At 65.8% G+C, this 13,329-nt stretch carries 12 protein-coding genes and 1 riboswitch; of the genes, 3 read left to right on the top strand and 9 right to left on the bottom strand.

The annotated features are described in order from the left end of the window. Window positions 1-449: 449 nt before the first annotated feature. Both guaA and ACOJTB_RS10535 read right to left on the bottom strand, forming a co-directional pair. Complete coding sequence (guaA, locus tag ACOJTB_RS10540; RefSeq protein WP_420102477.1) at window positions 450-2,018, bottom strand: glutamine-hydrolyzing GMP synthase; 1,569 nt, start codon at window positions 2,016-2,018, stop codon at window positions 450-452. 49 nt (window positions 2,019-2,067) lie between these two features. Next, window positions 2,068-3,366, bottom strand: a complete 1,299-nt coding sequence (locus ACOJTB_RS10535) for an RsmB/NOP family class I SAM-dependent RNA methyltransferase (protein ID WP_420102476.1) — start codon at window positions 3,364-3,366, stop codon at window positions 2,068-2,070. A 174-nt stretch (window positions 3,367-3,540) separates the two neighbouring features. Between ACOJTB_RS10535 and ACOJTB_RS10530 the strand changes: the two genes are divergently transcribed. Continuing rightward, window positions 3,541-3,690, top strand: a complete 150-nt coding sequence (locus ACOJTB_RS10530; protein ID WP_420102475.1) for a hypothetical protein — start codon at window positions 3,541-3,543, stop codon at window positions 3,688-3,690. A 123-nt stretch (window positions 3,691-3,813) separates the two neighbouring features. Further along, window positions 3,814-4,962, top strand: coding sequence for a glycerophosphodiester phosphodiesterase (locus ACOJTB_RS10525; RefSeq protein ID WP_420102474.1), 1,149 nt, complete (start codon window positions 3,814-3,816; stop codon window positions 4,960-4,962). A gap of 13 nt (window positions 4,963-4,975) precedes the next feature. Here the strand turns inward: ACOJTB_RS10525 and crcB are convergent, their stop codons facing one another. The 7 genes from crcB to ACOJTB_RS10490 form a co-directional block, all read right to left on the bottom strand. Then, entirely contained in the window at window positions 4,976-5,407 is a 432-nt protein-coding gene (gene crcB, locus ACOJTB_RS10520) for a fluoride efflux transporter CrcB (protein ID WP_420102473.1), read from the bottom strand. Between the two features lie 85 nt (window positions 5,408-5,492). Next, a riboswitch (Fluoride riboswitch) is annotated at window positions 5,493-5,559 on the bottom strand. 114 nt (window positions 5,560-5,673) lie between these two features. Continuing rightward, a complete protein-coding gene (locus tag ACOJTB_RS10515; RefSeq protein WP_420102472.1) occupies window positions 5,674-5,949 on the bottom strand; it encodes a hypothetical protein in 276 nt (91 codons plus the stop codon). A 197-nt stretch (window positions 5,950-6,146) separates the two neighbouring features. Further along, window positions 6,147-6,938, bottom strand: a complete 792-nt coding sequence (locus tag ACOJTB_RS10510) for an amino acid ABC transporter ATP-binding protein (RefSeq protein WP_420102493.1) — start codon at window positions 6,936-6,938, stop codon at window positions 6,147-6,149. 20 nt (window positions 6,939-6,958) lie between these two features. Beyond that, window positions 6,959-8,335, bottom strand: a complete 1,377-nt coding sequence (locus tag ACOJTB_RS10505) for an amino acid ABC transporter permease (RefSeq protein ID WP_420102471.1) — start codon at window positions 8,333-8,335, stop codon at window positions 6,959-6,961. Between the two features lie 7 nt (window positions 8,336-8,342). Then, a complete protein-coding gene (locus ACOJTB_RS10500; protein ID WP_420102470.1) occupies window positions 8,343-9,536 on the bottom strand; it encodes an amino acid ABC transporter permease in 1,194 nt (397 codons plus the stop codon). Window positions 9,537-9,629: 93 nt separating this feature from the next. Next, window positions 9,630-10,652 (bottom strand): amino acid ABC transporter substrate-binding protein, encoded by a 1,023-nt coding sequence (locus ACOJTB_RS10495; RefSeq protein ID WP_420102469.1) that lies wholly within the window; start codon window positions 10,650-10,652, stop codon window positions 9,630-9,632. Between the two features lie 110 nt (window positions 10,653-10,762). Continuing rightward, a complete protein-coding gene (locus ACOJTB_RS10490; RefSeq protein ID WP_420102468.1) occupies window positions 10,763-11,785 on the bottom strand; it encodes an amino acid ABC transporter substrate-binding protein in 1,023 nt (340 codons plus the stop codon). Window positions 11,786-12,048: 263 nt separating this feature from the next. On the opposite strand from ACOJTB_RS10490, the gene metC reads away from it, so the two are divergent. Further along, on the top strand, window positions 12,049-13,239 hold the full coding sequence (metC, locus tag ACOJTB_RS10485; protein ID WP_420102467.1) for a cystathionine beta-lyase: 1,191 nt from the start codon (window positions 12,049-12,051) through the stop codon (window positions 13,237-13,239). The last annotated feature ends 90 nt before the right edge of the window (window positions 13,240-13,329 follow it).

Genomic DNA, 13,329 nt, shown 5'->3' with positions numbered 1-13,329 from the left:
TAGCACACCCTCCGCTCGTTGTGTGGTTAGATTTGAAAGCCAGAGATCGGAACCTGCTCATTGATGACGCGGCCGCATCATCAACTACGTTACGGAGCCCGACCTTGGATAAGATGCTGGAATCGCTCAGCTAACGCCGGATCGTCATGGTATCGGGCTCAAATTCGATACCATGCGCGGCGAATGGGTGGATTCCCCTGGCGCAGCAAAGGCTTGCATAGCGCCAATACCATGATCCGCGCTATGAACGGTGTATGGTATAAAGGCAGCTTCGGCCAAGCATCGAGCGCCATACCATGAACAATGCCATAAGACGCCGGAATCGCTGTTCTTTTACTTGATTCCAGAAATTCTGCGGCAAGATGAAAAAAGCCCGCTGTTACGCGGGCTTAGATCACATCATCTTTGGGTAATCTGAATCTATTCTTACAAGAATAGGAAAATAACCCTCACTCCCACTCGATCGTGCCGGGCGGCTTGCTCGTGACGTCATAGACGACGCGGTTGATGCCCTTGACCTCGTTGATGATGCGGGTCGCGGTGCGGCCGAGGAATGCCATGTCGTAGGGATAGAAGTCCGCCGTCATGCCGTCGACCGAGGTCACGGCGCGCAGGGCGCAGACATGGTCGTAGGTGCGGTAGTCGCCCATCACACCGACGGTGCGGACCGGCAGCAGCACCGCGAAGGCCTGCCAGATCACGTCGTAGAGGCCGGCCTTGCGGATTTCCTCGAGATAGATCGCATCGGCCTTGCGCAGAATGTCGAGCTTCTCCTTGGTGATCTCGCCCGGGCAGCGGATGGCGAGGCCCGGTCCCGGGAAGGGGTGGCGGCCGACGAAGGCGTCGGGCAGGCCGAGCTCGCGGCCGAGTACCCTCACCTCGTCCTTGAACAGCTCGCGCAGCGGCTCGACGAGCTTCATCTTCATGCGCTCGGGCAGGCCGCCGACATTGTGGTGGCTCTTGATCGTGACCGAAGGACCGCCGCTGAACGAGACGCTCTCGATCACGTCCGGATAGAGCGTGCCCTGGGCGAGGAAGTCGGCGCCACCGATCTTGGCGGCCTCGGCATCGAAGACCTCGATGAAGAGCCGGCCGATGGTCTTGCGCTTGGCCTCCGGATCGGCGCCGCATTTGGCCAGCTCCGACAGAAACAGCTCCTCGGCTTCGACGTGCACGAGCGGGATGTTGTAATGGTCGCGGAACAGCGTCACCACCTGCTCGGCCTCGCCGAGGCGCATCAGCCCGTGATCGACGAAGACGCAGGTGAGCTGGTCGCCGATCGCCTCGTGGATCAGAACCGCCGCCACGGCCGAATCGACGCCGCCGGAGAGCCCGCAGATGACGCGGCCGCTGCCGACCTGCTCGCGGATCTTCTTGGTCATCTCGGCGCGATAGGCCGACATGCTCCAGTCCGGCGTGCAGCCGCAGATCTCGACGACGAAATTGCGCAGCAGCCTGCCGCCATCGGGCGTATGGACAACCTCGGGGTGGAACATGGTGGAATAGAAACGCCGCTCCTCGTCGCTCGCCACGGCGAAGGGCGCGTTCTCGGAGGTCGCCTTCACCGAGAAGCCATGCGGCAGCTGAGTCACGCGGTCGCCATGGCTCATCCAGACGGGGTAGCGCGAGCCCTGTTGCCAGACGCCCTCGAACAGCTTCGAGGGGGCGACGATCTCGACATCGGCGCGGCCGAATTCGGCGGCATGCCCACCCTCGACCGTGCCGCCGAGCTGATGGGCCATGGTCTGCTGGCCGTAGCAGATGCCCATCACCGGGATGCCGGCGGAGAACACCGCCTCCGGCGCTCGGGGCGAGCCCTCATCGGGGACCGAAGCGGGCCCGCCGGAGAAGATCACGCCTTTCGGATTCAACCGCTCGAAGGCCTCGGAGGCCTTCTGGAAGGGCGCGATCTCGCAATAGACGCCGATCTCGCGAATGCGCCGCGCGATCAGCTGCGTCACCTGCGAGCCGAAATCGATGATGAGGATGGAGTCGTGGTAGGGCAGAGCGCTCGTCATCGCGTTCCGTTAATGGATCGCAATCACGCGCGCAACGCCCGCGAGCCCCTCAATCCCCGCGTCTCAGGCAGGCCAGATAGAACCCATCCGTGCCCGTCCGCCGCGGGGTCAGCTGCAGCCCGAACTCGGTCGCGAAACGGGCGAGCAGGGAGAAGTCGGTCTCGGCGCTCTTGAGCATGTCGATCGGCGCGATCGGAGCGAAGCCCGGCTGCTTGCCGAGGAAAGCGCGGATGGCCTCGTCGTTCTCCTCCGGCAGCATCGAGCAGGTGATATAGGCGATGCGCCCGCCGGGGCGCACCAGCCTGGCGGCGCGGGCGAGAACCTCGGCCTGATCCTTGACGCGCTCGGCCAGCGCGCCGGGGCGCACCCGCCATTTGGCGTCGGGGTTGCGGCGCCAGGTACCGGAACCGGTGCAGGGCGCATCGACCAGCACGAGATCCGCCTGCCCCGCCACATCCTCCAGCGGCTCGTGTCCGCGCGAGCGCGGGATGCGGATGTCGACGATGCTCGCGCCCGAACGAGCCAGCCGATCGTGCAGCGGGGCGAGGCGCCGCCCGTCCAGATCGGTGGCGTAGAGCGTGCCGCGATTGGCCATCAGCGCCGCCAGCGCCAGCGTCTTGCCGCCGGCTCCGGCGCAGAGGTCGATGACCGTCTGGCCGGGCTGAGGGGCAGCCAGCAGCGTCACCAGCTGGGAGCCCTCGTCCTGAATCTCGAAGGCGCCGGCGAAGAAGGGGGCTTCAGTCTGGAGGGACGGGCCGCGCCCATCCGGCCCGGGCTCGAAGCGCAGCGCATCGGGGGACCAGGCGCCCTCCTGCGGCTGGGCATGGCTAAGCGCAGCGGCGACCTCCTTGCGGCTCGCCTTCAGGCGGTTGACGCGCAGATCGACCGGCGCGCGCGCCGCCAGCGCCTGCCCTTCGGCCACCGCCGCGGCGCCGAAGGCGCTCGCGAAGGAGGGCCAGAGCCATTCGGGCACATCAGCCTGCACCCAGTCCGGCGCGTCACCGGCCGAGAAGACGGTCAGCAGCGCGGTCTCGTCCTCGCTCAGCCGGGCCGGTGCGTGGCTCTCGCCGGAGCAGAGCCCGCCGATTTCGCTCACCGACATCCCCCGCAGGCCGGCGAGCATGCCCAGCACCAGAGCGCGTGGCTCCTGCGAGGCCATGGCATAGCCGGAGGAGGCCTTGCGGCGCAGCGCGTCATAGACCAGCGAGGCGATGGCCGCCCGATCCTTGGACCCGGCGAAGCGGCGCGACAGGCCCCAATCCTTCAGAGCGTCGGCGGCCGGGCGGCGGCGGCCGACGATATCTTCGATGACCTCGATGGCGGCACTGATCCGGGCGGCGGGGGTCATGGGCAAGCGTCCAGGCGGGCGCGACCGGCGCCGCGAAACGGGAAAGGGCGATCTCGAAACCGAGCGAGCATGACTCTTCGGCATGGAAGCCGCGCCGTCACGTTCTTGACGCGCTCGTTCCATAAGCGGCAAGACGATGCAACCGCATGTCGCGGTTTCCGGGGTGTCCAAACCATGAAAAGCGCCGCTCGTCTCGCCGTTCTCGGCCTCTTCGCGCTCGGTCTCGCCGCCTGCGCCTCGCAGGCCCAGCAGGATTACACGCCGCCGCCGTCCAAGCGCCTCGACGCCAAGACCACGCTGGAAAAGCCGAACCAGCGCCGCTGATGGCCGGCCCGGTGCGGCGGCGCCCAGCAGCGCCGCACCGGCCGCCGACCGTTTTTGCCTTCATGGCCCCGTCACATGGGGCAGCCTAGGGTCCCGGCGATTTGTTGTGGACCGAGGTGCCCCATGAAGAAGCTGCTTCTATCGACCTCCCTGCTCGCGATGCTGGCCGTGCCGGCTCTCGCGCAGACCGCGCCGACCCTCTCCGGCCAGAAGCCGCTCGTGATCGCGCATCGCGGCGCCAGCGGCACGCTGCCGGAGCACACGCTGGAAGGCTACAAGCTCGCGATCCAGCAGGGCGCAGACTTCATCGAGCCGGATCTGGTCTCGACCAAGGACGGCGTGCTGATCGTGCGCCACGAGCCGATGCTCTCCGGCACCACCGACGTCTCCGAGCGGCCGGAATTCGCCGCCCGCAAGACCAAGCGCAAGATCGACGGCGTCGAGACCGAGGACTGGTTCGCCAACGACTTCACTCTCGCCGAGATCCAGACGCTGAAGGCCAAGCAGGCCTTCGCCGATCGCGATCAGTCTCATAACGGCAAATACGAGATCCCCACCTTCCAGCAGGTGATCGACCTCGCCAAGTCCGAGAGCGCCCGCGTCGGCCGGACGATCGGCATCTACCCGGAAACCAAGCACCCGACCTATCACGCCGCGCTCGGCCTCGCCTTCGAGGACAAGCTCATCGACATGCTCAAGGCCGCCGGCTGGACCGACAAATCGGCGCCGGTCTTCATTCAGAGCTTCGAGACCGGCAATCTCAAATATCTGCGCCCGAAGACGCAGTTGCGCCTCATCCAACTCGTCGATGGCGATGGCGTCGACAATGACGGCAAGGTCTCGCTGGCCGCGCCCTATGACCGGCCTTACGACTTCGCCGTGCTGGGTGATGCCCGCACCTTCCAGGACATGCTCTCCCCGGCCGGGCTGAAGGAGATCGCGACCTATGCCGACGGCGTCGGCCCGTGGAAGCCCTATCTCATCGGCACCAAGCCCGAGCTGGGCGCCGACGGCAAGCCGCGCGACGTCAATGGCGACGGCGTGGTCGACGAGCGCGACCGCACCGCCATCGCGCCGACCAGCGTGGTGAAGGATGCCCATGCGGCGGGGCTGGCGGTCCACACCTGGACCTTCCGCAGCGAGCCCAAGCGCATCGCCGCGTCCTACAAGGGCGATCCGGCGGCCGAGTACAAGGCTTTCTTCGCGCTCGGCGTCGACGGCCTGTTCTCGGACTTCCCGGAGCAGGCGGTGAAGGCCCGCGACGCCCGCTGAGGCGAGGCCGGCCTTACCCCTCCTCCTCGATGGCGATCTGCGCGATGCGCGGGTCGCCGCCATTCAGCCTGGACGCGAGCGCATGGCCGAGAGCCACCGCCGCGACGCATAGCGCGACGGAGAGCCCGATATTGAGCGCCGCGCGCAGCATCGCGCCGCTGCGCAACAGGTCGAGCGTCTGCAGGCTGAAGGACGAAAAGGTGGTGAAGCCGCCGCAGATCCCGATCATCACGAACAGCCGCAGCGGCTCGGAGGCCGGAAAGCGGCCATGGGCGAGCGTCAGCGTGCCGAAGAATCCGATGATGAAGGACCCGGCGATGTTGATGACGATGGTGCCCCAGGGCAACTGCGTGCTGACCGGAGCCGCGGCGAGCGAGATGAGATAGCGCGCCAGCGTGCCGATGGCGCCGCCGAGCATGATGATCAGGCAATTGGTGAAGGACATGAAACGGTCTCCCGGCCTGCGGCGCGGGCGCCGCAGCGAGCAATGATCGCGCGGCACGGCAGTTCGCCTCGGCGGCCGCCGTACCCATGGCTCAGGAGTCATCAGCCTTCCGTAAAAGGCGGTTTCGGGGGAACCCCATCCCCATCGTGGCCAGCGTAATGCGCCCGTCCTGCAGCTGCAACGCCGCAGAAGGCCGGCGGTTGAAGAGCGTCACGCAAAAAGGGCCGGCTTTCGCCGACCCTTTCGGAACGCATGATCGAGAATGATCAGTCGCAGACGCGCTCGGTGCGGGAAATCACGCCGCGGGGCGTCTCACGCTGGGTCGTGATCGTGCGGCAGCGCTCGTCGCGGTAGTTGGCGCGGCGCCATTCGCGATCACGCTCGCGCTCATAGCGATCGCGACGCATGTCGCGCTCGTAAGCGCGTTCCTGGGGCGAGCGCGGATCGACCGAGACGCCGCCGGGGCCGATATTGATGGACTGGGCATAGGCGCTGCCGCTCACCAGAACAGCGGCGATCAGCGCGGGAATGAAGCGTTTCATGCTGTGTCCTCCGTTTGGGATGACAACCGCCCGCGGCTTGAATCGTTCCCAAGGGGCATTGCGGCCGCGCGAGGAGCGTTGTTGCCGACCGCATGGCCGGCGGCCGCTCACCAGCACCAAACGCGCAAACGCCGCGCCGGGAATTCCAGCGCGGCGGCGACGATGGTGGATGAGACGCCTCGAGGCGCCTCCCAGGCTCAGTGCAGGATCTGGCTGAGGAAGAGCTTGGTGCGCTCGTGCTGCGGGTTCTTGAAGAACTCGTTGGGCTCGTTCATCTCGACGATCTGGCCGGCATCCATGAAGATGACGCGGTCGGCGACCTGGCGGGCGAAGCCCATCTCGTGGGTCACGCAGAGCATGGTCATGCCCTCGTCCGCCAGCGAGACCATGGTGTCGAGCACCTCCTTGACCATTTCCGGGTCGAGCGCCGAGGTCGGTTCGTCGAACAGCATGATCTTCGGGCTCATGCAGAGCGAGCGGGCGATGGCGACGCGCTGCTGCTGGCCGCCCGAAAGCTGGCCCGGATATTTGTTGGCCTGCTCGGGAATCTTGACGCGCTTGAGGTAGTGCATCGCGATCTCCTCGGCGTCCTTCTTGGGCATCTTCTTCACCCAGATCGGCGCCAGCGTCAGGTTCTCGAGGATCGTCAGATGCGGGAACAGGTTGAAGTGCTGGAACACCATGCCGACGTCCCGACGGATCTCGTCGATCTTCTTGAGGTCGTTGGTGAGTTCGGTGCCGTCGACGATGATCTGGCCCTTCTGGTGCTCCTCCAGACGGTTGATGCAGCGGATCATCGTCGATTTGCCCGAGCCCGACGGGCCGCAGATCACGAGCTTCTCGCCGCGCGACACCTTGAGGTTGACGTCGCGAAGCACATGGAACTCGCCATACCACTTGTTCACGCCGACCATCTCGACGGCGGTCGCCGTCTTGAGCGAGGTCGGCTTCAGGGCGGCGGGGCGGGTCTCGGTCTTGGTTTCTGCCATTGCCATGGTCTGGTTCCCTCTCAACGACGTTGGCCGGCAGCCATGCGCTTCTCGACGGCGATCGAGTAGCGGGACATGCCCCAGCAGCACAGGAAATAGAAGGTCGCGGCGAAGGCATAGCCCGTCGTGCGCGTGGTCGGTGTGGCCCAGGTCGGATCGACGAGCGTCGCCTGGACGGTGTTGAGGAAGTCGAAGATGCCGACGATGGAGACCAGCGTCGTATCCTTGAACAGCCCGATGAAGGTGTTGACGATGCCCGGAATGACGATCCGGATCGCCTGCGGCAGGATGATGAGCCGCATCATCTGCCAATAGCCCAGGCCCAGCGACATCGCGCCCTCGAACTGGCCCTTGGGAATCGCCTGCAAGCCGCCGCGGATCACCTCCGCCATATAGGCGGAGGCGAAGATCGCGACGCCGATCAGCGGCCGCAGCAGCCGGTCGGGCGAGTATTCCTGCGGCACGAACAGCGGCAGCATGGTGTTGGCCATGAACAGCACGGTGATCAGCGGCACGCCGCGCACGAACTCGATGAAGATCACCGAGAGCAGCTGGATGATCGGCAGGCGCGAGCGACGGCCCAGCGCCAGCACGACACCCAACGGCAGCGAGAACACGATGCCGACCGCCGAAATCAGGAAGGTCACCATCATGCCGCCCCACAGGCCGGTATCGACGCGCGGCAGGCCGATGCGCTCGCTGGCGAGTTCGATGGCGCCGAAGATCGCGAGCGACATCAGAACCAGCAGCTTGCCCTGGGCGAAGCGCAGCAGCGGCGAGACCTGCGCCTCGGCGGCGCGGATCGGCCCGCTCGCCCAGAGGGCCAGCGAGGGCACGAAGGAGACGAGCGCATAGACCACGGCCAGCAGCAGCGAGATCACCAGAAGGATGGTCAGCGTCGTCTCCGCCCGCGGACCGCCGAGCAGCAGAACGAAGCCCGCCAGCGGCAGGATGACGAAGAAGAAGAAGGCGCCGGCCCGCTTCAGCGGCGCGCGGCTCCAGAGCAGCCAGACCACCCCGAGCGCGAACATCACGAACACGATATCGACCCGCCAGCGCTGGGGGACCGGATAGGAGCCGTAGATGAAGTACTGCAGGCGATCCGCCACATAGGGCCAGCACGCCCCGACCGGGCGCCCGATCTTGTCGGCCAGGCAGGCGTCGCGGTTGGCCCCGGTGAAGACGGCGTCGAGGACGTAGAAGCGCAGGAAATCCTGCACCACGACGATCGCGATGTAGAGGCTCACCAGCGTCAGCAGCGTCGCCACCGGGCCGGAGAACAGATTGGTGCGCACCCAGGCGACGGGGCCGGCGACGGAGAGCGGCGCCGGCTGGGGCTGGAGGGTTTCGCGGCGGACGAAGGCGTTCGGCGCGTTGTCGAGCGTTGCGTCGGTCATCGCGCCCTCACCGTTCCACCAGCGCCATGCGCTTGTTGTAAATGTTCATCGCGATGGAGGTCACCAGTGAGATGGTGAGGTAGACGCCCATGGTGATCGAGACCATTTCCACCGCCTGGCCCGTCTGGTTCAGCACGGTGCCCATGAAGACCTGGGTGAGGTCCGGATAGCCGATCGCGACGGCGAGCGAAGAGTTCTTGACGAGGTTGAGATATTGCGAGGTCAGCGGCGGGATGATCACCCGCATGGCCTGCGGCACGACGACGAGCTTCAGCGTCGGGCCCGGTCGCAGCCCCAGCGCATGGGCGGCCTCGGTCTGGCCGCGCGAGACGGCGAGAATGCCCGCGCGCACCACCTCGGCGATGAAGCCGGCGGTGTAGGTCGACAGGCCGATCAGCAGCGCGACGAACTCCGGGAAGATCTGCACGCCGCCGGTGAGGTTGAAGCGGCCCTGCTGCGGGAATTCGAAACCGAGCGGCCGGCCGGTGGCGAAGAAGACCAGCAGAGGCAGGCCGATGATCAGACCCAGCGCAATCCAGCCATTCGGGTATTGCCGGCCGGTGCGAGCCTGCTGGCGGCGGCTCCAGACGAAGAAGGCGATGGCGCCGACGATACCGGCAACCAGTGCCAGCAGGACGAATTCGAAAGCCGCGCCGAATTGCGGCGTCGGCATGATGATGCCGCGATTGTTGAGGTAGATTCCGCCCGGCAGCGAGATCGAATTGCGCGCATCCGGCAGCGGCTTCAGCACCGCATTGTACCAGAAGAACAGCTGCAGCAGCAGCGGGATATTGCGGATGATCTCGACATAGACCATCGCCATCTTGGCGACGATCCAGTTGCTCGACAGGCGCGCCACGCCGATGGCGAAGCCGAGAATGGTGGCGAACACGATGCCGATGGCGGCGACGAGGAGCGTATTCAGCAGGCCGACGAAGAAGGCCTGGCCGTAGGTCGAGCCGGACGCGCTGAAGGGAATCAGCTTCTGGTTCACGTCGAAGCCGGCCGCATTGTTCCAGAAGCCAAAGCCGGAGGCGATCTTCTGGGCCCGCAGGTTGTCGATGACGTTCGTGGTGGCCGACCAGACGAGGAAGGCGACGATCGCCAGCAGCAGGAACTGGTAGAAATACCCGCGGATCTGAGGGTCGTAGAATAACGACGCCTTGCCCGGGGAAATTGTCTTGTCGGTGATGCTCGACACCTGTCACGCCCTTTTTTGGTTCTGATCGATGCGTTGGCAGCCGGCGGCTCGGTCCCGCCGGCATCCCTCATCTCGTTCGTGGCTCCGTGCCGGTCAGCGGATCGGCGGAGCGTATTGCAGGCCACCCTTGGTCCAGAGTGCGTTCTGGCCGCGCGCGATCTTCAGCGGAGAGCCCGTTCCGACATTGCGCTCGAAGGCCTCCCCGTAGTTTCCGACATGCTTGACGATGCGGTAGGCCCAGTCGTTCGTCAGCCCCAGCGGCTCCCCGAACTTGCCCTCCGTGCCGAGCAACCGCTTGATCTCGGGGTTCTCCGATTTCAGCATCGTGTCGACATTGGCTTTAGTGACGCCCAACTCCTCGGCATTGACCATGGCGAAATGGGTCCATTTGACGAGATCGAACCAGTTGTCGTCGCCATGCCTTACCGCAGGGGCCAGCGGCTCCTTGGAGATGATCTCGGGAAGCACGATGTGCTCCGCCGGGTCCTGCAGCTTCAGCCGCTCGGCATAGAGGCCCGAGGAATCCGTGGTGAAAGCGTCGCAGCGTCCCGCTTCATAGGCCTTGATGGTTTCGTCTCCGACGGAAAAGGCCACGACCTCGTACTTCATGTTGTTGGCGCGGAAATAGTCGGCGAGGTTGAGCTCGGTCGTCGTGCCCTGCGCTACGCAGATCGAGGCCCCGGCCAGCTTCAGCGCGGAATCGATGCCGAGCTTCTTGCGGACCATGAAACCCTGGCCGTCGTAATAGTTCACCGCGGCGAAGTTGAAGCCGAGCGAGGTGTCCCGGGACATCGTCCAGGTCGTCGTGCGCGGCAGGACATCGACCTCGCCGGATTGGAGGGCGGTGAAGCGATCCTTGGAGGAGAGCGGAATGAACTTCACCTTCATCGGATCGTTGAAGATGGCGGCGGCGACGGCCCGGCAGAGGTCGACGTCGATGCCCTTGTAGACACCCTGCGCATCCGGCATCGCGAAACCGGCAAGCCCGGGGCTGGTGCCGCAATTGAGGATTCCGCGCGCCTTCACCTGGGCCAGCGTATTGGTCTGGGCCGATGCGAAACCGGCCGTCGTGACGAAAGCGACAGCCGCGATGGCTGTTCTGACGACGATGCTCATGATGTCCCCCTGCTCTGGGCGCGACCGCCGCCGCGCCCAAAACTCTTTGCAAGTCCCAGACCAAGGACCGCGGCCAGAGCCGCGGTCCTGTCGTCGGGGGCTTGAGGGGATCAGCGAACCGGCGGGGCGTATTGCAGGCCGCCCTTGGTCCAGAGCGCGTTCTGGCCGCGGGCGATCTTGAGCAGCGAGCCGGCGCCGACGTTCTTCTCGAAGGACTCGCCGTAGTTGCCGACGAGCTTGACGATCCGGACGGCCCAGTCCGTGGTCAGGCCGATCTGCTCGCCGAACTTGCCTTCGGTGCCGAGCAGACGCTTGATCTCGGGATTCTCGGACTTCACCTGCTGGTCGACATTGCCCTTGGTCACGCCCAGCTCTTCGGCGTTCAGCATGGCGAAGCCGACCCACTTGACGAGCGCGAACCACTGCGGATCGTTGTTGCGGACGGACGGGCCGAGCGGCTCCTTGGAGATCACCTCCGGCAGAACGATGTGGTCGTCCGGGGCCGTCAGCTTCAGGCGCTCGGCATAGAGGCCCGACTGGTCGGTGGTGAAGGCGTCGCAGCGGCCGGCATCATAGGCCTTGACGGTCTCGTCGGCGCTGGCGAAGGCCACGACCTCGTACTTCATGTTGTTGGCACGGAAATAGTCGGCCAGGTTCAGCTCGGTGGTGGTGCCCTGCTGGGTGCAGACCGAGGCGCCGTTCAGCTGCAGGGCGGAGTTCACGCCAAGCTTCTTGCGGACCATGAAGCCCTGGCCGTCATAGTAGTTCACACCCGTGAACACGATGCCGAGCGAGGCGTCGCGCGTCATGGTCCAGGTCGAGTTGCGCACGAGCAGATCGACTTCGCCCGACTGGAGCGCCGTGAAGCGGTCCTTGGCCGAGAGCGGGATGAACTTCACCTTGTTCGCATCGTTGAAGATCGCAGCCGCGACGGCGCGGCAGTAATCGACGTCCAGACCGGTCCAGTTGCCCTGCGCGTCCGGAACACCGAAGCCCGCAAGGCCGGTGTTGGATCCGCAGTTCAGGATACCGCGCTGCTTCACCTGGGCGAGGGTCGCCTGAGCCGAGGCGCCGGTCGCCGCGAGCGCCAGACCAGCGCCCGCGAGAAGGGCGGCTGCCAGAAATTTCTTCATCCAAACTCTCCCATCGATGACAAGCACCCGGACAGGCCGGTGTGCGGAAATATCGGTTTCGTCGCCGGCGGCTCCCGACCGCTCGATTGTTCCCAGCAATTGGGGCGACGTCCCCTCGACCCAGTCGATTGCCAGAGCGACCTATGAGCGTCAAGCAACGGTCACCCGCTGTTCCCGCCCCTTGTTGGCCACAATCATCTCATGCGACTTTGCAAATGTGGTCAAGTGCGCCACCTGTCATCTTGTCCGGACGTGCCGTTTCCATGAAAAAGCTGCCTCCCGCCGAATTCGCCCGCCTGGGCGAGCGCACACGCCTGACTCTCGCCGGCCGCGACCCCAGCGACAGCTATGGTTTCGTGAACCCGCCGATCGTGCGCGGCTCGACGGTGATCTATCCGACAACGGAGGACTTCCTCGCCCGCAGGTCGCGCTACACCTACGGCACCCACGGCAATCCGACGCTGGACGCGCTGGAGGCCGCGGCCAATACGATCGAGCGCGGGGCCGGCGTCGTCGTCACGCCTTCGGGCCTGCTGGCCTGCACCCTGCCCTTCCTCGCTTTCCTGTCGGCCGGCGATCACGTGCTGGTGACCGACAGCGTCTACCGCCCCACGCGCAATTTCTGCGATTCCCTGCTGAAGCGCATGGGAATCACGGTGGAGTACTACGATCCGGCGCTGGGCGAGGGCATCGCGTCGCTGTTCAAGCCCAACACCAAGGCGATCTGGACCGAGGCGCCAGGCTCGCAGACCTTCGAGATGCAGGACATCCCGGCCATCGCGAAGGCGGCGCAGGCCCGCGGCATCCTGACGATGATGGACAACACCTGGGCGACCCCCTTGTTCTTCGACAGCCACAAGGCGGGCGTCGACATTTCGGTGCAGGCCGGCACGAAATATTACGCCGGCCATTCGGACGTGCTGATCGGCACCGTCTCGGCGCGCACGCCGGAGCTCTACAAGACCCTGCGCAGGGCCTGGGAGGAGCTCGGCATCATCGTGGCGCCGGAGGATGCCTTCCTGACGCTGCGCGGCATGCGCACCATGGCGATCCGCCTGAAGGAGCAGATGCCGGCCGGGATCGAGATGGCGAACTGGCTGAAGGCGCGACCGGAGGTCGCACGGGTGATGCACCCTGCCCTGCCCGACGATCCGGGCCATGCCCTGTGGAAGCGCGACTTCACCGGCGCCTCCTCGCTGTTCGGCATCGAGCTCGCCCCGGTCTCGATGAAGGGTGTCGGCGCCATGCTTGATGGGCTGACCCTGTTCGGCATGGGCGCGTCCTGGGGCGGTTATGAAAGCCTGGTTCTGCCCTTCGACTGCCGGGCCTATCGCACGGCGACGACGCCGAGCCACAAGGGCCCGACCATCCGCATCCATATCGGGCTCGAAAACATCGAGGACCTCAAGGCCGATCTCGACGCCGGCTTTGCGCGGCTGCGCGCGGCGGCGTAGGCAGCGCCGCGCTGGTCGATCCGAGGCCGAGCGCAGCGGGCGCTGCGCTCGGCCGTGAGTTCCGGGCTCGTGCCGCCGGCGCGCCCCGGA

The sequence above is a fragment of the Allobosea sp. genome, from assembly GCF_048595345.1.
Lineage (GTDB): Bacteria > Pseudomonadota > Alphaproteobacteria > Rhizobiales > Beijerinckiaceae > Allobosea.
The sequence above is the reverse complement of the archived record's forward strand: the minus strand, read 5'-3'. Positions and strand labels throughout refer to the sequence as shown.